At 40.3% G+C, this 23,407-nt stretch carries 19 protein-coding genes, 4 tRNA genes and 2 pseudogenes; 8 read left to right on the plus strand and 17 right to left on the minus strand.

What is annotated here, in order from left to right; all coding sequences use genetic code 11:
• Positions 1-47 precede the first annotated feature (47 nt).
• The 3 genes from hrpA to ACXVWB_RS02395 are packed head-to-tail and all read right to left on the minus strand — an operon-like array spanning position 48 to position 4,798.
• The gene (gene hrpA, locus ACXVWB_RS02385) at positions 48-3,959 is read right to left on the minus strand and encodes an ATP-dependent RNA helicase HrpA (RefSeq protein WP_289901251.1); all 3,912 of its coding nucleotides are present in this window, start codon (positions 3,957-3,959) and stop codon (positions 48-50) included.
• Positions 3,956-4,345 carry a DUF423 domain-containing protein gene (locus ACXVWB_RS02390; protein ID WP_128787532.1) on the minus strand — a complete coding sequence of 130 codons (390 nt, stop codon included), beginning with the start codon at positions 4,343-4,345 and terminating at the stop codon, positions 3,956-3,958. Before ACXVWB_RS02390 ends, hrpA begins: the two co-directional genes overlap by 4 nt.
• Complete coding sequence (locus ACXVWB_RS02395) at positions 4,346-4,798, minus strand: DUF441 domain-containing protein (RefSeq protein WP_065243362.1); 453 nt, start codon at positions 4,796-4,798, stop codon at positions 4,346-4,348. It abuts the gene before it with no gap.
• 167 nt (positions 4,799-4,965) lie between these two features.
• On the opposite strand from ACXVWB_RS02395, the gene ACXVWB_RS02400 reads away from it, so the two are divergent.
• Positions 4,966-6,870, plus strand: a complete 1,905-nt coding sequence (locus ACXVWB_RS02400; RefSeq protein WP_289901252.1) for a monovalent cation:proton antiporter-2 (CPA2) family protein — start codon at positions 4,966-4,968, stop codon at positions 6,868-6,870.
• A 35-nt stretch (positions 6,871-6,905) separates the two neighbouring features.
• Here ACXVWB_RS02400 and rlmKL read toward each other — a convergent pair whose 3' ends face one another.
• From rlmKL to mltA, 4 genes are all read right to left on the minus strand, one after another.
• Positions 6,906-9,041: a bifunctional 23S rRNA (guanine(2069)-N(7))-methyltransferase RlmK/23S rRNA (guanine(2445)-N(2))-methyltransferase RlmL gene (gene rlmKL / locus ACXVWB_RS02405; RefSeq protein ID WP_289901253.1), complete on the minus strand. Its 2,136-nt coding sequence runs from the start codon at positions 9,039-9,041 to the stop codon at positions 6,906-6,908.
• A gap of 119 nt (positions 9,042-9,160) precedes the next feature.
• Entirely contained in the window at positions 9,161-10,147 is a 987-nt protein-coding gene (znuA, locus tag ACXVWB_RS02410; RefSeq protein ID WP_289901254.1) for a zinc ABC transporter substrate-binding protein ZnuA, read from the minus strand.
• Between the two features lie 167 nt (positions 10,148-10,314).
• Complete coding sequence (gene tcdA, locus ACXVWB_RS02415) at positions 10,315-11,076, minus strand: tRNA cyclic N6-threonylcarbamoyladenosine(37) synthase TcdA (RefSeq protein WP_289901255.1); 762 nt, start codon at positions 11,074-11,076, stop codon at positions 10,315-10,317.
• Positions 11,076-12,203, minus strand: a complete 1,128-nt coding sequence (mltA, locus tag ACXVWB_RS02420) for a murein transglycosylase A (RefSeq protein ID WP_289901256.1) — start codon at positions 12,201-12,203, stop codon at positions 11,076-11,078. The genes tcdA and mltA overlap by 1 nt, the downstream gene beginning before the upstream one ends.
• A 192-nt stretch (positions 12,204-12,395) precedes the next feature.
• Between mltA and ACXVWB_RS02425 the strand changes: the two genes are divergently transcribed.
• Positions 12,396-12,472: transfer RNA gene (locus tag ACXVWB_RS02425), tRNA-Met, on the plus strand.
• A 113-nt stretch (positions 12,473-12,585) separates the two neighbouring features.
• Here the strand turns inward: ACXVWB_RS02425 and ACXVWB_RS02430 are convergent.
• The 3 genes from ACXVWB_RS02430 to metC form a co-directional block, all read right to left on the minus strand.
• Positions 12,586-13,092, minus strand: coding sequence for a DUF2301 domain-containing membrane protein (locus ACXVWB_RS02430; protein WP_289901257.1), 507 nt, complete (start codon positions 13,090-13,092; stop codon positions 12,586-12,588).
• Between the two features lie 74 nt (positions 13,093-13,166).
• Entirely contained in the window at positions 13,167-14,522 is a 1,356-nt protein-coding gene (gene mpl, locus ACXVWB_RS02435; RefSeq protein ID WP_289901258.1) for a UDP-N-acetylmuramate:L-alanyl-gamma-D-glutamyl-meso-diaminopimelate ligase, read from the minus strand.
• 91 nt (positions 14,523-14,613) lie between these two features.
• Positions 14,614-15,804 carry a cystathionine beta-lyase gene (gene metC, locus ACXVWB_RS02440; RefSeq protein WP_289901259.1) on the minus strand — a complete coding sequence of 397 codons (1,191 nt, stop codon included), beginning with the start codon at positions 15,802-15,804 and terminating at the stop codon, positions 14,614-14,616.
• Between the two features lie 140 nt (positions 15,805-15,944).
• Between metC and ACXVWB_RS02445 the strand changes: the two genes are divergently transcribed.
• From ACXVWB_RS02445 to ACXVWB_RS02465, 5 genes are all read left to right on the plus strand, one after another.
• On the plus strand, positions 15,945-16,547 hold the full coding sequence (locus ACXVWB_RS02445) for a peroxiredoxin C (RefSeq protein ID WP_049363646.1): 603 nt from the start codon (positions 15,945-15,947) through the stop codon (positions 16,545-16,547).
• A 92-nt stretch (positions 16,548-16,639) separates the two neighbouring features.
• A complete protein-coding gene (pgsA, locus tag ACXVWB_RS02450; RefSeq protein WP_054418055.1) occupies positions 16,640-17,197 on the plus strand; it encodes a CDP-diacylglycerol--glycerol-3-phosphate 3-phosphatidyltransferase in 558 nt (185 codons plus the stop codon).
• A 155-nt stretch (positions 17,198-17,352) separates the two neighbouring features.
• Positions 17,353-17,428 (plus strand) — tRNA-Gly (locus ACXVWB_RS02455).
• Positions 17,429-17,432: 4 nt separating this feature from the next.
• A tRNA-Leu gene (locus ACXVWB_RS02460) sits at positions 17,433-17,519 on the plus strand.
• 50 nt (positions 17,520-17,569) lie between these two features.
• Positions 17,570-17,645 (plus strand) — tRNA-Lys (locus ACXVWB_RS02465).
• 548 nt (positions 17,646-18,193) lie between these two features.
• On the opposite strand, the pseudogene ACXVWB_RS02470 reads toward ACXVWB_RS02465, so the two are convergent.
• A pseudogene (locus tag ACXVWB_RS02470) lies at positions 18,194-18,652 on the minus strand (hypothetical protein); the annotation flags it as partial.
• Between ACXVWB_RS02470 and ACXVWB_RS02475 the strand changes: the two are divergent.
• Positions 18,614-18,856 (plus strand): ogr/Delta-like zinc finger family protein, encoded by a 243-nt coding sequence (locus ACXVWB_RS02475; RefSeq protein ID WP_225852607.1) that lies wholly within the window; start codon positions 18,614-18,616, stop codon positions 18,854-18,856. The pseudogene ACXVWB_RS02470 and the gene ACXVWB_RS02475 overlap by 39 nt on opposite strands.
• A gap of 18 nt (positions 18,857-18,874) precedes the next feature.
• Here the strand turns inward: ACXVWB_RS02475 and ACXVWB_RS02480 are convergent, their stop codons facing one another.
• The 6 genes and pseudogenes from ACXVWB_RS02480 to nudF form a co-directional block, all read right to left on the minus strand.
• Positions 18,875-19,282, minus strand: a complete 408-nt coding sequence (locus tag ACXVWB_RS02480; RefSeq protein WP_128787541.1) for a type II toxin-antitoxin system HicB family antitoxin — start codon at positions 19,280-19,282, stop codon at positions 18,875-18,877.
• 150 nt (positions 19,283-19,432) lie between these two features.
• On the minus strand, positions 19,433-19,618 hold the full coding sequence (locus ACXVWB_RS02485) for a type II toxin-antitoxin system HicA family toxin (RefSeq protein WP_149785882.1): 186 nt from the start codon (positions 19,616-19,618) through the stop codon (positions 19,433-19,435).
• A gap of 25 nt (positions 19,619-19,643) precedes the next feature.
• A pseudogene (locus ACXVWB_RS02490) lies at positions 19,644-19,994 on the minus strand (DNA N-6-adenine-methyltransferase); the annotation flags it as partial.
• 314 nt (positions 19,995-20,308) lie between these two features.
• Positions 20,309-21,733, minus strand: a complete 1,425-nt coding sequence (gene miaB / locus ACXVWB_RS02495) for a tRNA (N6-isopentenyl adenosine(37)-C2)-methylthiotransferase MiaB (RefSeq protein ID WP_005698299.1) — start codon at positions 21,731-21,733, stop codon at positions 20,309-20,311.
• Positions 21,734-21,883: 150 nt separating this feature from the next.
• Positions 21,884-22,708 carry a 3',5'-cyclic-AMP phosphodiesterase gene (gene cpdA / locus ACXVWB_RS02500; RefSeq protein WP_128787543.1) on the minus strand — a complete coding sequence of 275 codons (825 nt, stop codon included), beginning with the start codon at positions 22,706-22,708 and terminating at the stop codon, positions 21,884-21,886.
• A 7-nt stretch (positions 22,709-22,715) separates the two neighbouring features.
• Positions 22,716-23,339: an ADP-ribose diphosphatase gene (nudF, locus tag ACXVWB_RS02505; RefSeq protein WP_149785906.1), complete on the minus strand. Its 624-nt coding sequence runs from the start codon at positions 23,337-23,339 to the stop codon at positions 22,716-22,718.
• Between the last annotated feature and the right edge of the window lie 68 nt (positions 23,340-23,407).

Here is a 23,407-nt window from a genome sequence, read left to right on the forward strand (position 1 = left end):
AATCAAATAATTCTTTCGTCTATTTTTAATTGAAGCGATAACGTCCTTTACTGGGCATTGATTATAGCTAAAATCCGCTTATCTGACACCTGATACTTCGTGCCTAATTGTTGCGCAAATAAACTCACACGCAATTCCTCAATCATATAACGAATTTCCGCAATTTCATCAGAAATTGGTTTAGATTTCGGCAGTTTAGCCAGTAATTGTTGGTAAGCCTGTTGTACTTGCTCTAAGCGTAGCATAGCCGCACGGTCTCGATTTATATCTTGAGCCAGTTTATCAATGCGTTTATCAACGGCTTGCAGATAGCGCTGTAAATCTGGTAGGCGATCATAACCGCTCTTTTGCACAAAACCTGGATAAATCAATCCGCCTAACTGCGCCTTAATATCAGAAAAGGCAAAGGCCATGGTGAAATCCATTTTGCCTTTTAAACGTTGGTTTAAGGCGTGATTGAGAGAGAGGATTTGTTCCACTTTCTGCGCGATATCCACGGTCACTTCATTCAGATTTTCTCGAACAAAATCACGCAATTTTTCAAAACCTGCTTCATCCCAAACAAACCCGCCAAAATCGGCAATCAGTTTATCCACCGCACAAGCGATACAGTCATCAATCAAATCCAACACGCGACCGAACGGAGTAAAATACAGACCTAATTTAGCCTTATTCGGCAATTTTTCATGCAGATATTTAATCGGTGACGGTACATTGAGCAACAATAAGCGGCGCAAACCTTGTTGCATCGCCACCGCTTGCTCAAATTCTGTTTCAAACAGTTTGATACCAACCGCATCTTTTTCATCTACGATGGCCGGGAACGCTTTGACGCTGAAACCACGTTGTTTTTGTTCGTAACATTGTGGCAGCTCTGCAAAGCTCCAAATATGCAGCCCGCTTTGTTCAATACCATCATCTGCCACAGCAGAAATACTTTCCTGTACGCGATCTTTTAAGTTGAATTTCAGCTCATCCAAATTCATGGATTCAGCGATTTTCTTGCCGTTTTCATCCACCACACGGAACGTCATTTTCAAATGGCTTGGAATTTGTTCCCAATTCCAATGTTCCGCTTCTACGGTGACGCCCGTCATACGACGTAATTCATAAATCAACGTATCCAATAACGGTTTTTCCAACGGCACGGCACGACTTAAAAAAGCTTGGGCATAATTAGGTGCCGGCACGAAGTTACGGCGATAAGATTTCGGCAGCGATTTAATCAATGCAATCACCAGTTCTTCCCGCAAGCCCGGAATTTGCCAATCAAACCCCGTCATTTCCACTTGATTGAGCAACGGCAACGGAATATGCACAGTCACACCATCTGCATCGGTACCCGGTTCAAATTGATAAGTTAATTTGAGTTTCAAATTACCTTGATGCCAAAAATTCGGGAAATCCAGCTTGCTCACTTGTTCCGCATCATCATTAATTAAGAATGAACGTTCAAAATTAAGCAATTCAGGATCTTTTTGCTGCGCCTTTTTCCACCATGTATCAAAATGTTTTTGAGAAACCACTTCTGTGCCAATACGCTGATCGTAAAATTCAAAAAGCGTGCGATCATCCACCAAAATATCGCGGCGGCGGCTTTTGTGTTCCAACTCTTCCACTTCTCGAACGAGTCGTTGATTTTCTTTGAAGAATTTATGTTTGGTATTCCAATCCCCTTCCACTAAGGCAGATTGAATAAAGATCTCACGGCTTACCGTTGGATCGATAGAGCCGTAATTCACTGGTCGCGCAGCCACAATCGGCACGCCGTAAAGCGTCACTTTCTCATCTGCAATCACCGCCCCACGAGATTTTGACCAACGCGGTTCAGAATAGGATTTTTTAATTAAATGCTCGGCTAGTGGCTCGATCCATTCTGGCTCGATTTCTGCCACCATACGCCCCCAAAGTTTGGAGGTTTCCACTAACTCTGCCGCCATCACCCATTTCGGTTGTTTTTTGAAAAGTACAGAATTGGGGAAAATTGCAAAATGGGCATTACGTGCGCCAAGATATTGTTGTTTCTCCGCTTCTTTTAAACCGATATGAGAAAGCAAACCGCTTAAAAGTGCGGTATGAATTTGCTGATATTCTGCTTTTTCGGAATTAATCGGCAAACCCATTTCACGTACAGTTAAACGAATTTGATGATAAATATCCTGCCATTCACGAATACGTAAATAATTTAAGAAATCCTTTTGGCATTGGCGACGGAATTGGTTTTTACTCAATTCTTTTTGTTGTTCTTGTAGATAACGCCAAAGATTGAGGAAAGCCAAGAAATCTGATTTTTTATCGGCAAAACGACGATGTTTTTCATCAGAAGCTTGCTGTTTTTCTTGTGGACGCTCGCGCGGATCTTGAATGGATAACGCGGCAACAATAATCATTACTTCATGCAACGCATCTTGTGAAACAGCACTCAACAACATTTTCGCTAAACGTGGATCCACAGGGAATTGCGATAATTGACGACCTGCAGCCGTTAATTGACGCTTCTCTCCAGATTTGGTGCGAACGATTTCAAACGCACCCAATTCTTCCAACAATTTTATACCATCTTGAATATGGCGTTTATCTGGCGAATCCACAAATGGGAAGGCTTCAATATCATCCAAACCCAATGCCGTCATTTGCAAAATAACGGAGGCTAAATTGGTGCGCAGAATTTCAGGATCGGTAAACTCCGGACGAGAATTAAAATCCTCTTCCGAATATAAACGAATACAAATCCCTTCACTTACACGACCACAACGACCTTTACGCTGATTAGCAGATGCCTGTGAAATGGGTTCAATCGGTAAACGTTGTACTTTGGTGCGATAGCTATAACGGGAAATTCGCGCAGTACCTGGGTCAATTACATATTTAATGCCCGGCACGGTCAATGAGGTTTCTGCGACGTTGGTCGCCAACACGATGCGATTTAATCCGCTCGGATGGAAAATTTTATTTTGTTCTTGCGCAGACAAGCGTGCAAAGAGCGGTAGAATTTCCGTGTGTTTTAGGTTTTGTTTTTGTAAAGCTTCGGCGGTATCGCGAATTTCACGCTCACCGTTCATAAAGATCAAGATATCGCCCCGACCTTCTGCTTGCAGTTCATCCACTGCGTTGAGAATGCTTTGTAGCTGATCTTGATCGTCTTCTTCCACTACGGGACGATAACGCACTTCAACAGGATAGGTTCTACCTGAGACTTCAATAATCGGCGCATTGTTAAAGTGTTTAGAAAAGCGTTCCACATCAATGGTCGCGGATGTGATGATGAGTTTTAAATCACGACGACGTGGTAAAAGTTGTTTCAGATAACCGAGAATAAAATCGTTATTTAGGCTACGTTCGTGGGCTTCATCAATAATCAAACAAGAATATTGGTTGAGAAAACGATCGTTTTGAATTTCTGCTAACAGGATCCCGTCAGTCATCAACTTGATTTGCGTATCATCACTGATTTGATCGTTAAAACGAACCTTATAACCAACTAAATCGCCAAGCTCCGTTTCCAGTTCTTCCGCAATACGCGCCGCCACCGAACGAGCAGCAATACGGCGTGGTTGAGTATGACCAATCATGCCTAAATTGCCGAAACCTAATTCCAAACACATTTTCGGCAATTGAGTGGTTTTACCTGAACCGGTTTCCCCTGCCACCACGATGACCTGATGCTCAGAAAGCAGTTTTTGAATTTCGGCTTTGCGTTGGCTAACGGGCAAACTCTCTGGAAAAACAATCGGATTTTTGACCGCACTTTTACGATTTTCTACACGCAATTGAGCCTGTTCAATCTGCATCTGGATTTCTGCGGCAACGGCTTGCTGAGCCTCTTGGCTTTTAATTTTTCCAATACCATGAATGCGGGCGGATAAACGACGTTGATCCACCAGCATAATATCCTTGAGTTTCGAAAAGAGAGATTGTTGTATCGGATTTAATTCACGTTTGATTGATTTGTTCTTCATACTGATTTACTTTTAAAACCACCGTAAGCCAAGCAAAGCCAACCAATTAAAAAGAGCGTGCCTCCAATCGGTGTCACCCAAACGAGAAATTTGCCCGCACCAAGCGCAAGCGCATAAAGGCTACCGCTAAAGAGCAGAATACCGTACACCCAAGTCCCTGCAGCAAGATTAACTATTTTGTTTGCAACCAATGATTCACGGCATAATTGCAAAATGCCAATCGCTAAAATCGCAATGGTGTGGAACATTTGATATTTCACACCCGTTTCAATCCAGGCTAACTCTTTAGGTTCTAAAACCTTGCTTAATCCATGTGCCGCAAAAGCACCAATTGTCACACACAAAAAACCGCTCAATCCCGCGATAAATAACCATTTGTTTTTCATTTAAAATTTTCCTATTAATACAGCTAAAATCCCTGCGGCGATTAAAGGTCCCACTGGAATACCGCCTAAGAAAGACACACCAATAATCGTACCAATTAATAATCCTGTCACCAAAACAGGTTGTTCACTCATTAATGGCACCCCTTTCCCCGCAAGCCATGCGACGAATACCCCGGTTAAAATAGAAACGCCCATTTTCCAGTTTAAAAATGAACTGAGATCGGGCAGTTGGATTTTTCCCGACACTAACGGTGCTAGGACACCAATCGTTAAAATGATGATCCCGATTTTGACTCCGTATTGTTCGAGTATAGGAATGTATTTGGATAATAAGGTTTGCTGCATAATTAACAGCACGGCGGCTGAGATGGTAATCGCGCTATTTTGGCTAATTAAACCTAAAACAATTAAGAAAACCAATAACAACGCGACCATATTGAATTGTAATGTCATAATACCTCTAAAGTGCGGTCAAAAAACTGACCATTTTTATGCGTGTAAAGTTTTTGTAAATTATACCAATTTCTTGCTTTTCTGTGTTTTTTATTTAGTGAAAAAAGGCTAGAATACAAGTCAACTTTCTTCTCATACTCCCTGTTTTTACTAAGGTTTTTTGCCCTATGTCGAATGTCGTCAGCCCTGAATTAATTAAAACTGTTGTCCTGCTTGCTACCAGTGTCACTATCGTGCCGCTTTTTAAGCGTATTGGCTTAGGTAGCGTGTTGGGTTATTTAGTGGCAGGCTGTTTAATTGGTCCTTCCGTGTTCGGTGTAGTGAAAGATGCAGAATCGATTCTGCATATGGCCGAACTGGGCGTGGTGATGTTCTTATTTATTATCGGTTTGGAGATGCATCCAGAACGTTTATGGGCGATGCGAAAAGCGATCTTTGGACGGGGCTTTCTACAAGTCGGGCTATGTGGCGTTCTGCTTACCTTTGCAGGTATCTATATTTTAAATCTTCCTAAAGAGGTCGCATTTATTGCGGGTATGGGCTTTACGCTTTCTTCCACCGCTATTGTGATGCAGGTATTAGAAGAACGCGGGATTACGAATACACCAAAAGGCCAACGAGTTATTTCTACCTTAATTTTTGAAGATTTATCCATTGTGCCATTATTGGCATCTATTGCCTTTTTAACGCCTGAAACCAAACATATTGAACATCAAACCAACTGGACATCCATCGCTATTGCACTCGGCGCCGTTGTCGGTTTAGTCGTTGCGGGTAAATGGTTAATGAACCCAATTTTCCGTTTGATTTCCAAAGCTCATATTCGCGAAATGATGACAGCTGCCGCCTTACTTGTGGTGTTAGGTGCTGCATTGGCAATGGAAGCGAGCGGCCTTTCAATGGCGATGGGCGCATTCGTTGCAGGTGTAATGCTTTCAGAATCCGCATTCCGTCACCAATTAGAAGCCGATATTGAACCATTCCGTGGTTTATTGCTCGGTCTCTTCTTTATGGGCGTGGGAATGTCGCTTGACCTCAGTTTAGTCTTCAATGATGCGGTTTGGTTGTTAGGTATCGTATGCCTTTACATCGTCGGCAAAGCCTTAGCCGTTTATACCGTGGCGCGTATTACAAAACTTGACCGTACCGAATCGGTTGGACGAATGACCATCATGGCGCACGGTGGTGAATTTGCATTCGTACTCTTCTCTGCTGCGACTACTGCAGGCGTGATGACAAAAGATCAAAATGCGACTTTTACCGCTGCAGTCATTATCTCAATGTTATTCTCACCATTGATTGGCTTATTAATGCGTAAAATCAACCAACGCAAATCAGCGAATCAAGAGGAAAAAGTCGATACTAGCGATCTCGATCCAATTGTGGATTTAGAAGATAGCGTGCTCGTGATTGGTTTTGGTCGTTTCAGCCAAATCGTGTGTCAATCGCTTCTTGTTCGTGGTATTAACGTATCGGTGATTGACCGTAACATCGAAAACATTCGTGCGGCAGCTAAATTTGGTTTTAAAGTTTATTACGGTGACGGTATTTGCCTTGATGTTTTACGTGCAGCGGGTATCGAAAAAGCTAAATGTGTTGTCATCGGGATTAACGATACACAACGTATTGAAAACATCGTTCAGAATTTGAAAGATGCTTATCCGAAACTCCCAATATTGGCGCGAACTTATGACCGCCAAACAACCGTGAGTCTTATTAAGCTAGATGTGGACTTTATTGTACGTGAGACCTTTGAGTCTGCCCTCACGCTCAGTCATGCAGCGTTAATGCAATTAGGTGTAAACAAAATTGAAGCAGATGAAATCATTGCGGAAGTTCGTTATTTAGATCAAGAACGCTTAAATGAAGAAGTTTTACATGGTTTCTCAACAGACATCATCCGAAAATATTGGATGCCTAAACCCTTCATCAAACCACATTCTGATGCTAAAGCATTAAATGAAGAAGCAGCGGAAATCTTAGAAAAAGAAGATGAGATCAATGATGAAGCTGCGGTCGAAACCCTTCTTCATGATGATTCTGAAACCGAAAAACAAAAAGAAGTCGAATAACAAAAAAGCCCGATAAATCATTATCGGGCTTTTTATTAGGCTTTCATTGTCACAACCCAGCAGTTGTGGATTTGTTTATTTCGCTCAAAATCAAGCGGTAAGGTTTTCGCTGAAATTTCGACCGCACTTAATCCTAATTCATCTAACGCCTCAAAATCCATTTTAAAACCACGTTTATTGTTCGAGAACACGATGGTGCCGTTAGGACGTAAAATACGCTTAAGATTACGCATTAATTTGATGTGATCACGTTGTACATCCCAACTGTCTTCCATACGCTTAGAATTCGAGAATGTTGGCGGATCCACGAAAATCAAATCAAACTGGCAATCACATTTCTCTAACCACTGCAAACAATCTGCCTGGATGAGCTTGTGCTGCTTGCCTTCAATATCATTTAAAATCAGGTTTTGCTCTGCCCAGTTTAAATAAGTGTTAGACATATCCACGGTTGTTGTCGATTTTGCCCCACCTAATGCTGCGTGAACCGTTGCTGAACCGGTATAAGCAAAAAGATTGAGGAAATCTTTGCCTTTTGCCATTTCACCAAGTATTTTACGGGTTAAACGATGATCTAAGAATAATCCTGTATCTAAATAATCCGTTAAATTCACCCAAAGCTGTGCGCCGTATTCATTTACATAGAAATATTCGCCTTTATTGGCCAATTTTTCATATTGATTGGTGCCTTTTTGTTTTTGACGGACTTTCAAAATCAGTTTATTGGTTTCAATACCAGTGACTTGCAAGGTTGCAGTCACTGCATCCAATAAACGTTGACGGGCTTTATTTTCATCAATATTTTTCGGGGCGGCATACTCTTGCACCACGATATGATCGCCATAACGATCCACCGCTACGTTATATTCCGGTAAATCAGCATCATATAAACGATACGCATCAAGGCCTTGCTGTTTCGCCCATTTTTCAATTTTCTTGATATTTTTTTGCAAGCGATTCGCAAAATCCACCGCGACCGTTGAAGTGCGGTCAAATTCAAGCGGATTTTCAACCGCACTTTCTTTGCGCTCGGAAATTTGATAATTCTTCTGAACACAATCTAATGGGCCATTTTTCGCTTTAAATTGACGATAAGAACGCATACGCAAGCAATCAAGCAACGTAGATTCACTACTGAAAATCGATGCATTCCAACCACCAAATTCATTTTTAAGACGTTGTCCAAAGACTGAATATAGTGCAATCAACGCAGGGGTTGTGCCTAAACGTTCACCGTAAGGTGGGTTACAAATCACTGTTCCCACTTCATCTGGGCTTGGATTCTTTAATGCGGCGACATCACCTTGTTTCCACTGGATTAAATGTGCCACACCTGCATTTTGTGCATTTTTTTGTGCTTTTTTCAGTACGCGATGATCGAGATCGAAGCCATAAAAATGCGGTTTTAGATTTTGATTAAAATAAGTTTCCGCTTGTTGTACCGCCTCTGCTTTCACCTTATCCCAAGCATCTTGATTATGCCCTTTCCAGCAATCAAAGCCCCAATGTAAACGATGTAATTGCGGTGCAATTTGTGCTTCCATCTGTGCCGCTTCAATTAGCAAGGTGCCAGAACCACACATTGGATCCACTAACGGTGTTCCTTTTTTCCAACCTGAACGAAGCACAATCGCGGCGGCTAAGGTTTCACGTAAAGGCGCTTGCCCTGTATCTTCACGATAGCCACGCAAATGCAATGCTTCACCACTTAAATCGAGTGAAACAACGAGTTCTTCTTTATTTAAATAAGCATGAATTCGAATATCCGGATAGTCTTTATCCACATTTGGGCGCGCTTTCCCTTGGCGTTCAAAATAATCCACAATGGCATCTTTCACACGCATCGCACCAAATTGGGTGTGACGAATTTCTTGGTTTGTCCCGTTGAAATCAACAAAAAATGTGGCTTTCTCGTCAAAATAACTTAACCAATCTTGCCCTGTCACAATTGAATACAAGTCTAAATCACTGTATACCTTGCCATTTACAATAGGTAACAAAATACGTGAAGCTAAACGTGACCATAGTAAGCTTCGATAAAGTGTTTCATCATCAGCCTGAAAATGTACGCCGCCTTGTGCAATTTTACATTCTGTTGCACCAAGCTCAGCCAGTTCGACTTTTAAGAGTTCTTCAAAACCACGGGCAGTTGTGGCAAATAGTTGTTTCATGCGTTTTCTCGATAGGGAAAAATTGGGCGGATTATAGCACGAAAGTGCGGTTAAATTTGGGGATATTTCAAGAATATTCCCCCTCTTTTGTAAAGAGGGGGCGAGGGGGAGATTTTTGATTATTTACTTAAACATTGAGCATAGCTATCAGCGGTGGCTTGAAGGAAATTCGCATAAGAATTTGGACCAAGCTGTACATTATCGCCAATAGGATCTAAACGACCAACATTAACTTTTGTGCTTTGTGCAAGCGAATCAATCACTTTTGGTGTGAATTGCGGTTCAGCAAAAAGACAATTTACATGGTGTTCTTCTATTTCTTCTTTGATGTGAGCAATGGTTTTTGCACCTGGTGCCACTAATGGATTAATGGTGAAATAACCGGTTTGATTTAAACCATAAGCCTCATTGAAATAGCTATAAGCATCATGGAACACAAAGAAACCTTTATCTTTGAGTGGCGCTAATTGTGCTTTGATCTTGTCGCTTTGCTCAGTCAAAGTGCGGTTAAAATCGGCTAAGTTTTTCGCAATGAGCTCTTTTTTATCCGGATGTTGTTCCGTTAATTTATCCGCCACTTTCTGTGCCACAATTTGGCTGATGGCTGGTGAATACCATAAATGCCAGTTCACGCTTAATCCATTTTCATCCACGTCGTGGTGATGATGCTCATGGTCATGACCATGTTCGTGCTTATGATCGTGTCCATGTTTATGATCATGACCGTGCTCGTGTTCATCGCCTTCATGATAATGTTCATGATGGACTTTGCTTAAAAGCGGTTTAATTTCTGGAATATCAGAAATATTGATGACTTTTTTACTATCAATTTGGCTAATCGGTTTCGCTAAGAAAGCGTCAATATCTTCACCAACCCAAAGCACTAAATCTGCAGATTTCACTTTTTGCACATCTGAAAGTTTTAAGCTGTAATCATGTGGAGAAGCACCAGCTGGTACTAAAACCTGTGTATCTGTCACACCGTTTGCAATAGATGATGTAATAAAACCGAGCGGTTTCACGGAGGCCAATACATCAGCATTTGCCATCATTGGAAGGGTTAAAAGTGCGGTAGAAATTGCACTCATTTTTAATACTTGTTTCATTTTGTTTCCTTACTTTTATTGGGAATTATTCTCAAACCCAACATAGACTACGCCTTTTTGATAAAATTGCAACATTTCAAATTAAAAAAATGAAGTGATATTTCTTCATCTTATTGAATACTTTTATTCATAAAGAAAAAGCAACGTTTTCACGTTGCTTCATTTCTTTATTTTAATAACTTGTCTATTACCCTAGAAACGGCAAAAAATCCAAAGGTTGCGGTGATCATGGTTGCCGCACCAAAACCATTTGCACAATTCATGGTGGCTGATACTTTACAGCCCTCGCCCATTTTAGGGAAAATCAAAGGCTGGGTTGAAAACACCGCATCAACTGCAAATTTACGTTGTGGATTTTGGGTAAAATTAAAATCCTTACGTAAAACTGACCGCACTTTCGCCAATAATGGATCTTGAATCGTTTTGCTTAAATCAGCAATTTGGATTTTGGATGGATCTGTCTGACCACCTGCGCCACCAATAGTAATAATCTTGATTTTATTACGTTTGCAATAGGCAATCATGGCTGCTTTGGTTTTCACATTATCAATGGCATCAATGACATAATCATAACCACGATTTAAGTATTCGGCTTGATTATCCGGTGAAATGAAATCATCGATAATATTCACCACACATTCTGGATTAATCAGCTTAACGCGTTCTGCCATCACTTCCGTTTTAAGCTTGCCAATATTGCCACTCAACGCAGGAAGCTGACGATTAATATTAGTGACACAAATATCATCCATATCAATCATTGTGATCTGCCCTACGCCACTTCGCGCAAGCGCTTCCACCACCCACGAACCTACACCGCCAATACCAATGACGCACACATGAGCCTGACGCAAACGCGCCAAGCCTTCTGGTGTGTAAAGGCGGCCAATGCCGCCAAAACGTTGTTCGTAGTTATCAACTCGAGCCATTATTGTAGTACCCAAACGCGTCCATAGTGTTTTGATAACCCCGCAATATGACCCGCTTGATCGCCAATACCACGGTATAAGTCAAAGTGGTGACCATTTACTGCTCCGCCCACATCAAGTGCTACCATTAAGTGTAATTTGTGTGTGCCCATCCAGTTACCCTCATTATCAATATCAGGTACTTCAACCAATAATACGGTTCCAGAAGGAATCACATTGCGATCAGAAGCAACAGCAGCCATTGGCACTAAAGGCACACCAGCAGAACCTTTCACTTTACCTGTCGGATCGTTTTTAAAGAAAACATAAGATGGGTTACGTTCTAACAATTCTCGTACTCGAGATGGGTTTGCTTTCCCCCATTCACGAATCGCTTGAATAGACATTTTTTCTTTTGGAATTTCACCATCTTCTACTAACAAACGACCAACCGCTTGATATTTATAACCATTTTGACCCGCATAGGCTAAATAATTTAAATTGCCATCACCGTAATCAACATAGCCACTCCCCTGCACGCCTAGTAGGAAGTTATCCATCATTGAATCACTGTAAGCGAGCTCTAAGCCTTGTCCTGCCAATGCACCATTATAAATTTCTGCACGGCTATAACGTTTATAGCTTGGCATCGCATAAATTGGATGTTGATATTGACCTTGTGCAGTACGGCGTGCATGAATCACTGGCGAATAATAACCTGTCATCAACACGTTTTGATAACCATCGAAACCTTTCATAATCTGTGGGTTGATGCCGTATTGCGCTAATTCATTCACATTGGCCCCTGCAAGTACCCAGTTAGTGATTTTGCCATAATTCGCCGCAAAGCGATTTGTTAATGAATTTGAATAATCACGAACATTCGTCAACTGCGTTAAAAAATCACCTTGGTTAACTACCGCACCTTTGTTCTCCACGGAAGCCACTGGGCTTAAAATAGCTTGTTGATAATTACGTCCGCTATACTTTGCCCCAAATTTTTGTGGATCATCGCCCGTTGCTGTACGCGGCAAGCTAGAATTATTTTTAGAAGAGACTTTACTTGGTGCTGAACCACATGACGCAAGCACCGAAACTGCCGCCATTACAGAGAGCATTTTTACAGCGAGATTTTGACGAAATTTCATTCTTATTTTCCTAAATTAAACTAACTCAATACAAAGGTGCATACGCTATCAAAAATTCCCTTTTAGGACTAGCACTATTTCATAAAATGGTTAATTAATATTCATTTTGTTTATTTTTTTAACAAACGGAAAGTCAAATTCAGTTTAAATCTTGCAATAATTTTTGAAACGAGTATATTACGCGCCATCAGACGCGGGGTGGAGCAGCTTGGTAGCTCGTCGGGCTCATAACCCGAAGGCCGTCGGTTCAAATCCGGCCCCCGCAACCAAATTACAAAGCACCGAAATTTCGGTGCTTTTTTCGTTTTTAAATAAAGGTAAATTTAATCGAAATAAAAAGGCACAATGTCCTGAAACATTATGCCTTTATCTATCAATCTTATTAGATTTGATACTTTGTCTTATCGCCAATATCAAAATGTAATGGCATTCGCCATTTTTGAACCGCTAGAATTAATAATAATCCGCCAACAATCACCGACAAAATTCGGACAATCCAACCACCTTCAAATACCCAAGTAAACCAAAGTGCGGCGACAAATGCAGGTTGTAAATTTAATAGCGGTACTCTAAAACAGAAGTATTCTTTAAAACATAAACCGCCCAGTGTGACCAATGCTCCACCCAGTGCCAATTCATGCCAACCTAAAAGCGCACATAAGAGTGCAAGCCACGTGGCAAATTGGAATGTTAAACGGAAATGCTTTAAATAAATATGAAGGGATGATGCACAACAAGTTGCCGCAATCAACACGGCAATTTGAGCTTGTTGAGGATACCAAGTTAAAGCCAAGATGCTAAATGCCGCAATGACAAAGCCTGTGCGATAAATAATGACAGTGAGTTTATCCCAAACATCCATTAGAGATTGAATATGTGGATCAGCCATGTAATTTCCTTATTTTTGATAATAAAAAGTGCGGTCAAAAACACTCTCATTTTTGACCACACTTAACATTGAGATTATTTTAATCGATCTAAAATCTTTTGATGAATGCCGCCAAAGCTACCATTTGACATCACAAGAATATGATCCGTTGGTTTTGCTTCTGCCACAATCATATCGACTAATTTATCAACATTTCCTGTGTAATGTGCAGGTTGCACACATTGTCCTGCAATTTCAGCCACATCCCATGGAATATTATCTGGTTGTAGCATAAACACCGCATCAGCACGTCCAAGCGCTGGCGCAATTTCATCTTTATGCACGCCCATTTTCATGGTGTTTGAACGAGGCTCTAATACGGCAAGAATACGTACGCCACCGCCTACTTTGTCACGCAACGCAGTAAGTGTCGCCAGAATGGCTTCTGGATGGTGAGCGAAGTCATCATAAACCGTAATACCGTTTACTTCCCCCTTCACTTCTAAACGACGTTTTGCATTGATAAAGCTGCCCAATGCCTGACATGCATCTTCAATTTTGATACCCGCATGGTAAGCCGCCGCAATCGCCATTAACGCATTGTGCATATTGTGCTGTCCGACAATATTCCATTTCACTTCAGCAACTTTTTTACCGTGATGGAATACAGTAAATTCTGAGCAATCATTAGTAATACGTTCCGCAAACCATTCTTTATCTTTACCAATAAACTGCTGTTCTGACCAACAGCCCATATTGAGGGTTTCTTTCACGCTCTGCTCATCTGCAAAAGAAAGAACGCGTCCTGTAGAAGGAATAGTTCGGATCATATGATGGAATTGACGCTGGATCGCGTGAAGATCATCGAAGATGTCAGCATGATCGAAGCTGATATTGTTAATGATCAAGGTTTTCGGATTGTAATGTACAAATTTAGAACGCTTGTCAAAGAACGCCGTATCATACTCATCCGCTTCAATCACAAAGAACTCACTTTCCCCTAAACGAGCAGAAGTACCAAAGTTGCCCGCAATTCCACCGATTAGGAAACCTGGTTTTAAGCCATTTTGTTCTAAAATCCAAGTCAACATCCCCGTTGTTGTGGTTTTACCATGTGTACCTGAAACCGCTAACACCCAACGATTACGCAATAAATGGTCGTGTAACCATTGAGGACCTGATGTGTAAGGCAAGGCATTATCCAAAACATATTCCACACAAGGATTACCACGCTTCATGGCATTTCCGACAATCACCATATCTGGCGCAGGTTGAAGTTGAGCGACATCATAATTAGGAATAATTTCAATGCCCTGCTCTTGTAAAAAGGTGCTCATCGGTGGGTAAACATTAGTATCGGAACCTGTTACTTTATAGCCCATTTGTTTGGCAATCATCGCAACGCCACCCATAAAAGTCCCGCAGATGCCTAAAATATGAATATGTTTCATTATTCTTCTCTAGTTGCTAAAAATGCTGACTATGATAAATCAACTCAAAGATTGAGTAAATAAGGGCTGTTTACATAAACAGCCCTCTTTCTTATTTGATTCGGTCAAAACCCGCTTGAAGATCAGCAATTAATTCATCTGTGTCTTCAAATCCAATATGCAGACGAATTAATGATCCCGTTAATTTACGCTCAATACCTGGGCGAATTTTTGCAATTTCTTCTGGTTGATTGCATAAAATGAGCGATTCAAACCCGCCCCAAGAATAAGCCATTGTGAAAAGATCAAGATGATCCATAAAGGCAGAAAGTTCTTCATCATTTAAACGTTTATGCAATTCAAAAGAGAATAAACCGCTTGCGCCGGTAAAATCACGTTTAAAGTTTTCATGGCCAGGACAGCTTGGCAAAGCAGGATGATACACTGCTTTAACTTGTGGTTGTTCACTTAACCATTTGGCGACTTTCAAACTGCTTTCATGATGTTGTTTTAATCGCACACCTAAGGTACGAATACCGCGTGCTGTTGTATAAGCGGAATCTGCATCAACCATTTGCCCCATTAAATAGGAATGTTCGCGCAATTTATCCCAAGTACGTGCATTAGCCACCGCAGTACCAATCATAATATCAGAATGCCCCACTAAATATTTCGTTCCTGCTTGAATAGAAATATCAATACCGTGCTCTAACGCTTTAAATAATACGCCTGCCGCCCATGTATTATCGATCATAATGACGATTTCAGGACTCACGGCTCGAACGGCTTTAACAATTGCCGGAATATCAGGCACTTCCATCGTTAAAGAGCTTGGCGACTCTAAAAATAAGACTTTTGTATTTGGCTGCACGAGTTTGGCAACATCTGCGCCTATCATTGGATCATAATAGGTCGTATCAATATGCATTTTTTTCAAAATCACATTGCAAAAATCTTGTGTCGGCTCATACGCCGCACCTGTCATTAAAACGTGATCGCCCGTTTCTACAAATGACAAAATAGCGTTTGTTACCGCTGCAGCACCACAGGGATAAAGATAACAACCTGCCCCGCCTTCCATTTCACACATTAAATCTTGAAGAGCAAAGTGTGTTAACGTGCCTCGACGACCGTAAAAAAGCTCTCCCTTGTAACGATTTTTTGTGCAATGTTTTTTATCTGCAATAGTTTCAAACACTAAAGAAGAAGCACGTTGGATCACTGGATTTACAGCCCCTTGGGTAAAACGTTTTTTACGTCCTGCATGAACCAGTGTGGTCGATAAAGTATGATGTTCTGACATATATTTCACCTGTAACTTAGACAATATTAATTAATTTAATAGATAAAAACAGCTGTTAAAGTGCGGTTAATTTTTTTAAAATATTCTCCGCATTTTGCATTCGCAAAATTTTTATTAACATTCATATAGGAATTATGACTATGGTATTAGTAACTCGTCAAGCTCCAGATTTTACTTCCTCTGCAGTTTTAGGCAATGGTGAAATCGTTGATAACTTCAATTTCAAAAAACACATCGAAGGTAAAGCAGCGGTATTATTCTTCTACCCATTAGACTTCACTTTCGTTTGCCCATCTGAGTTAATCGCATTCGACCACCGTTATGAAGAATTCAAAAAACGTGGAGTTGAAGTTGTTGGTGTATCTATTGACTCTCAATTCACTCACAATGCATGGCGTAATACCCCAACTGAAAACGGCGGTATCGGTGCAGTCAAATATGCATTAGCAGCTGACGTTAAACATGAGATCGCGAAAGCATACGGTATCGAACATCCAGAAGAAGGTGTTGCATTACGTGCTTCATTCTTAATCGACAAAAACGGTGTTGTTCGTCACCAAATCGTAAACGATTTACCATTAGGTCGTAACATCGATGAAATGTTACGTATGGTTGATGCGTTGCAATTCCACGAAGAACACGGTGAAGTTTGCCCTGCTCAATGGGAAAAAGGTAAAGAAGGCATGAAAGACAACCCTGAAGGTGTTGCTAAATACTTGAAACAAAACGCTGATAAACTTTAACTTTTAAGAAAAAGCCACACTAAGTGGCTTTTTTTATTTTTGTAGATCCTTTAGAATGAGCGTATCTTTAACCAAAGTACGGTTATTTTTTTATGAAATATAATATTCCTATTTTTCTGACGATTCTCCGAGTGATTTTAATTCCATTCTTCGTCGTGGCGTTTTATTTGCCTATCCCTTCTGCACCTTTTATTACAACGCTTATCTTCTTTATCGCCGGGGTCACTGACTGGTTTGATGGCTATCTTGCTCGAAAATTAAAACAAACAACACGTTTCGGTGCTTTCCTTGATCCTGTTGCCGATAAAGTAATGGTGATCACTGCGCTAGTATTAATTGTAGAATATCAACATTCTTTCTGGATTACTATTCCAGCGATTATCATGATTTCACGTGAAATCATTATCTCTGCTTTACGTGAATGGATGGCTGAATTAGGTGAGCGTAATAAAGTGGCTGTTTCATGGCTAGGAAAAGTAAAAACAACCTCTCAAATGCTCGCTTTAGGTGGATTACTCTGGCGATATAATGTGTATATGGAAACGCTAGCAATTGTATTGCTCTATTTAGCTGCGATTTTAACGGTTTGGTCAATGCTTCAATACTTAAAAGCAGCAAAAGGCAGCTTGTTAGATAACATTGAATTATAGAATTGACTAAATTTTAAATAAAAGGTGCGGTTATTTTAATCGAACCTTTTATTTTTGAACTATTTTTAACCAATCAAAAACTTTTTTTACGAATTTTATTTGACACAATGAGATAAATCCGTAAAATACGCCCCGTTGTTTGGCAACAAGCAAACGCGGGAATAGCTCAGTTGGTAGAGCACGACCTTGCCAAGGTCGGGGTCGCGAGTTCGAGCCTCGTTTCCCGCTCCAATTTGCCCGAGTGGTGGAATCGGTAGACACAAGGGATTTAAAATCCCTCGCCTTTCGAGGCGTGCCAGTTCAAGTCTGGCTTCGGGCACCATTTAAACACCAGTCAAAAGATTTTAAAATTTACTTTAAAATCATCTAGTTGGGTCGTTAGCTCAGTCGGTAGAGCAGCGGACTTTTAATCCGTTGGTCGAAGGTTCGAATCCTTCACGACCCACCAATTCTTTCTTAAGTGGCGATAAAGTGGCGGTTAAATTTCCATTTTTTTACACTTTCATTTATAAATTATTTATCTCAGTGGCGATGCCGCCAATCATTAAAAATGAAATAAAAATTTCTTATTAACTATCACGTAAAAGATAAAAACACCTTATAAATCAATATACTGTAATCTCCTACAAACTTACACAGATCTCTTTTAAGTGAAAAACACTGTAAAACCCCGTAAATTTTACAGTTAAGATCCCTATTCTTTCAGTAAAATGATCTCTTTTACCTCAACTACTTACCCAATTTTACAATCTGAAAATTAACTGAAAAAATGTAAATTTTTAACGCAAATTCAGCGGGGGAGGAAGTGGATTTTCCGTGCCTTGTGTTTTTACGTGAAAAATTTCCGTGGAATTGTTTTATATTGCTTATTACGTAGATTTATTTGTTATAACAATCACTTAGATTTTCCGTGGTTAATGTCTCTGATATACATATCGGAAACATAAAGAAAAGCCGCAACATTGTGCGGCTTTGGTTTTATGTGAAGTGCGGTAGCTATTCAATAATCGGCGTGAGTTTGCCTTTTATTGTTTTTGCTTTGTTTGCCTGCTGGTTGAATATGCTTGCTTGATCTGGCGAAGGTGAACCAGCGTGTGTGTGCGTTGCTAAGGTGCTTACAACTTCTCCCAACAGTTGAATAGTATCTTCCAACAGTCTAAATATGTTTTGCCCTTCAGTACCCACATAACTTAGCGGCGCCACAAATTTATTCTTTTCGTCTGAAACACGTTGCGCCAATCCAACGATTTTTTCTTGTAGCGTGCCACCTGTTCCTACAGTACGATTACTTGCAGTCGTGTCATTGATACTACCCAATACGCTAACAGTTTTATTTCCGCCTATAGTTTGCGTACTATCTGAATCTACTGTTTTTGTCGATGTACCAATTTGTTTTACTTCACTATCTGTTTCGATGTGTCGTTCAAAGGATTTATCTGTAATCTTCTGATCGGTTTACACAGTGAATTTACTCGATATTATTGTGCATGCAAGAATCCCCTATGCGGACACCGCTTTGTAATGAATATGGAGTTTGGGCATACCACACGCGCCAGTAAGCTGACAAAAGACAAATTGCTTGAGCTTGTTTTGGGTAAATTATCGGACGAAGAAAAAGCCAATTTGAGAAAAATATTAGATGATGAAAAAAGCCGCTAGAAATAGCGGCTTTTATTTTTATGCAGCAAGTAACTTATTTGTAGCAATCTGTGCCAAAAAGTTGCTTCTGTTTTTATATTCGGGATGTGTTGCCACAAAATTATCAATGCGTTTAATTAGAAGACTAGGCAAGGTTACATTGATTTTTTCAGCTTTCCCCATTAGATGCGTTAAATCTACATCCACAAAACTAAACGTAAAGCCTTCATACTCTGGGTTTTTAACATGCTCTTGCAGAGATGTTGGCTGTGGGATTTCCTCTCCATCTTCTAACATGCCTTCAATATGGAAGGCAATTGCCTCTTTTGCGTTGATGAATGCTTCTTCTAATGTATCACCAGCTGAAAAACAGCCTGGTACATCAGGCACAACCACACCGTATGCGTGATTTTCATCGCCCATTTCTATTCCGATTGGGTATAACATATAAAAGCCTTATAGATTTAAAGAAATGTAAAACAAATAAAACTAGTATCTAAGATAATAGACGTAATAAACAATTAATAAAACAAATATAGATAAAAATAGCGATATATAAATTGCAATATAAAAAATAAAATCTTGCAAAAGTAGGGCTTACTTTTTAAGCCCTGCTTGTTTCAATATTGATCTAACTGTATTTAGCGGTAAATCTTTTTTAGGGTGTGGAACTGTGACTCGCCCTATTTTTTTATCATGCTTAAATTGATGATGGCTCCCTTTTATTTCAACAAGATACCAGCCATCTTCTTCAATTTGCTTTATTAATTGTTTACTGTTCACATTATCTTTTACCTCGTAAAATTGTTTATTTAGGGGTATTATAACCCCAAAAAAAATTAAAAGCAAGCATTTTTAGAGTTATTGGAGTTATTTTTTCTTTCATTTCGTGCATAGACACATAAGATGACTTCAAACTGCCGTAAGGGGCTTTTGGCTCAAATAGTACAAGCATTTGTGGCTTGTTATTTTGGTCTGTTTCTTCGCCAGTTTCATTGTTGATGAAAGGGATTCGTGAATTAGTGATATACACGATTTCTTTTGCGTTGCGTACACACATATCAAACCATTTTGTCGAACCATCTACATTAAGCAACATTACCACCGTCTTGTTATGTAACACGCTTTGCTGGATGGCGCGCAACACAAACGGCAACGGCTTGACCGCTGATTAATCGGCGCAATTCACGCTAAACGGAAATTGATGCGCCACCGTAGAATTGGAACTGACGAATGCCCCAACGGCTCGCCCAAGCACGAACGCGCAATGCGTTATCGTATAGAGCAGCGGACTTTTAATCCGTTGGTCGAAGGTTCGAATCCTTCACGACCCACCACTTTAAATCAGCATCTTAATTGGTGTTTTTTTATGCCTAAAATTCAGGATAAAGACTTTCCTACTCTCTTTTCTAAAAAACACATAAAAAAATAACCGCACTTTCGTACGGTTACTTATCTATATTCTTAATATGATTAGCCGTGATAACGTCCTACGCCTAATTCATCTTCTTTACGAGTACGATTCATTACTTCTTGTGGAGATTGTGCAATACGTAATCCCATTTGATCTTCAGTACGCACCACATCGCCACGTAGAGAGTTAGTATAAACATCGGTAATCTTGATATCGACAAACTTACCAATCATATCTGGTGAGCCTTGGAAATTTACAATACGGTTGTTTTCCGTACGTCCTGTTAATTCCATAATATCTTTCTTAGATGGCCCTTCCACCAACACGCGTTGCTCTGTACCAAGCATACGGCGACTATATTGTGCCGCTTGTTGGTTAATACGCTCTTGTAAAAGATAGAGACGTTGTTTTTTCTCTTCTTCGGTTACATCATCTGGCATATCTGCTGCAGGTGTACCTGGACGCGCAGAATAGATAAAGCTGAAGCTCATATCAAAATTCACTTGTGCGATTAGGTTCATTGTTTGTTCAAACTCTTCATTGGTTTCACCAGGGAAGCCCACAATGAAATCTGAGCTGATTTGAATATTTGGACGCACTGCACGTAATTTACGAATAATCGATTTATATTCTAACGCGGTATGACCACGTTTCATCATGGTTAAAATACGGTCAGAACCAGCTTGCACCGGCAAGTGTACAAAATCTACTAATTCTGGTGTGTCGCGATACACGTCAATAATATCATCAGTAAATTCGATTGGGTGACTGGTGGTAAAACGTAAACGGTCGATACCATCAATAGACGCCACTAAACGCAATAACTCCGCAAATGTACAGATACCGCCATCAAATGTCGGGCCACGATACGCATTTACGTTTTGGCCTAATAAATTGATTTCACGTACACCTTGATCGGCCAACTGCGCAATTTCAAATAATACATCATCAACAGGACGGCTCACTTCTTCACCACGGGTATAAGGCACCACGCAGTAAGTACAATATTTATTACAGCCTTCCATAATAGACACAAACGCTGTTGGGCCTTCTGCGCGAGGCTCTGGTAAGCGGTCAAATTTCTCAATTTCAGGGAAACTTACATCCACCACCGAACTTTTGCCGCCACGGATTTGGTTAATCATTTCTGGCAAACGATGTAAAGTTTGCGGACCAAATACGATATCCACATAAGGTGCACGATGACGAATATGCTCACCTTCTTGTGATGCTACACAACCGCCCACACCAATCACTAAGTTTGGATTTTGTTTTTTTAATTCTTTCCAACGACCTAATTGATGGAACACTTTCTCTTGTGCTTTTTCACGAATAGAACAGGTGTTAAGAAGTAACACATCGGCTTCTTCTGGAATATCCGTTAATTCTAAACCATGTGTATTTAAGAGAAGATCGGCCATTTTTGATGAATCGTACTCATTCATCTGACAGCCCCATGTTTTAATATGTAATTTTTGCGTCATATTGCTTAAAAATAAAGATTAGTTAAAAGATAAAATCGGTCGGCTATTGTACAGAGTTGTGGGAATTCTGGCTAGTGTAAAATGGACTTTTACCCATTTCGGTATAGAAAAAGAGCGGTTAAAATCACCTGAATTTTAACCGCACTTTGTTTAGTATCCTTCTTCCTCCATATTTGGCAAGAATGTTTTTTGTTTGATTCTCTTCACCCTTGTTTCAATTCGCCCATCTGGATGTAGCTCAATTTCACGCCAACCTGGTTGCAAGGTATCTAAAGCAAAATGATTGCTGTCCGGCTTAAATTGAATACAAGTCGCTGGTGTTGCCATGGTTTGATAACCTTGCCAATAGCCATCGACTTCTTGATGAATATGACCGTATAAAATCCCTCTTACATTGTTGAATTGAGCAAGAACCTCTGAGAATTCATGCGCATTACGTAAGTTATGCTGATCAAGCCATGCTGAATTCGTTGGCAATAGATGGTGATGTAAGACGACTAAGCTATGACGAGCTGGATTTTCGGCTAATTTTGTTTTTAACCAATCTAGCTGATAAGCACTCAATTCGCCATGAGGCACACCAGAAACTTGGCTATCTAACAAAATCACTTGCCAATGTTTGCCAAGAAGTAAATGTTTTGATGCGTTAATAGGTGATTGGCTTAAATGCTCGACCATTTTAGGTTGAAAATCATGGTTACCTGGAAGCCAAAATACTGATTTATTTAACGGTTTAACCATTTCAACAAATCGTAGATAACCTTCGTCGCTACTATCTTGTACCAAATCACCTGTCGCAAGCACGACATCATAATTAAAAGACTCTGCCTGAATTTCTTTTAACACCTGAGAAAAGCTTTCATGCGTGTTGATACCTAATAAGTCTTTGCTTGTATCCTTAAACAAATGAGGATCGGTGATTTGTAATAATTTGACGATCTCACTTGCGGACTCGCATTCAAATGTATTGTTCATGGGACTCCTATTGCCAACGCTGCCGCAATTGGGCGTAATTTAATTGAAGCCATTGCAAGCCCATTACTGCAATACCATTATCAATTTTGCCATCACACATCCATTGGTAGGCTTGTTCACGTTTCACCACATGAACACGGATGTCTTCATTTTCTTCAGCTAAACCATGAATACCCTTGGCTTGCGAGCTATCTACTCGACCGACAAACAGATGAATACGTTCGACGACACCACCCGGGCTATCCCATACACTTAAACAATGAGTAAGATCTTGAACTGAGACAGCCGCTTCTTCTTCACTTTCACGCAAAGCCACTTCTTCAGGTTGTTCCCCCGCTTCGACCATGCCGGCGATCAACTCTAATAACCAAGGAGAACGATCTGAGCCAGGTTGATATGCACCAATACGTACTTGTTCAACCAAAACTACCGAATCTTCTTTCGGATCGTAAGCAATCACGGCAGAAGCGGCACCTTTTACCAATAATTCACGTGTCACCACGCCACTTTCACTACCGGCAAAAAGCTTGTGTTTGAACTGTACTTTCTTAAGTGTAAAAAAACCTTTGTAAACAGTTTCTTCATTAAGAATTTCTATATCATGCTGACTAAACTGTTGAATATCTGACATCATTACTCTCCTAGTATTGAGGTCGCATAATACTCCCATAAAAAAATAAAAAAAACTGAACCATCTAT

This window comes from Haemophilus sp. SZY H53, from assembly GCF_054332375.1.